The 557-nt window shown below is 54.9% G+C and carries 1 pseudogene; it reads left to right on the top strand.

The window, feature by feature from the left end:
• A pseudogene (locus JUK32_RS13930) lies at positions 1 to 247 on the top strand (tetratricopeptide repeat protein); the annotation flags it as partial.
• Between the last annotated feature and the right edge of the window lie 310 nt (positions 248 to 557).

Raw genomic sequence — 557 nt, 5'->3', positions numbered from 1 at the left:
AGAAGCCTTGCAGATGTATCGCCGCCTGGCCGAGGAGAACCCGCGCACCTATTTGCCCGACGTCGCGATGACGCTGATCAATCTGAGCATTTTTTATCTGCAAGCGATTCCTGATTCAGAGAAATCGATCGCCCTGGCCACAGAAGTCTTAGAAATTGCCCAAGACTTTCAGCATGTGCCTATCGTGTTGAACTACGCTGAAGCGGCCCTTCAAGTTCTCCAGGCCAACGGCGTCGAGCTGACTTAGCCCCCGGTTGTGGCCCCCACTCCTCCCCGCCGATGTTCCGACCGGGCATGTGGTACCAGGGCATCAACCTCTCCTCTCCTCTCCTGATCAAGAAGAGGCACCGGAGTCTCCCTAAACCTCTCCTTGGCAAGGAGAGGTGCCGCAGGCGGTGAGGTTCTTCCCCGCTCAGGTAGTTGAGATCTGAAAAACTGAAACATAGCGCCAGCGCCTCAACCTCACCTAACCTCTCCTTCTCTAAGGCTACTAAGTACACATAAATCCCTCCTGGGCTAGTGACCATCCCTGAAAGATGGCCTCAAATTTCCTGAGC

The organism is Halomicronema sp. CCY15110, assembly GCF_016888165.1.
Taxonomy (GTDB): domain Bacteria; phylum Cyanobacteriota; class Cyanobacteriia; order Phormidesmidales; family Phormidesmidaceae; genus Halomicronema.
The sequence above is the reverse complement of the archived record's forward strand: the minus strand, read 5'-3'. Positions and strand labels throughout refer to the sequence as shown.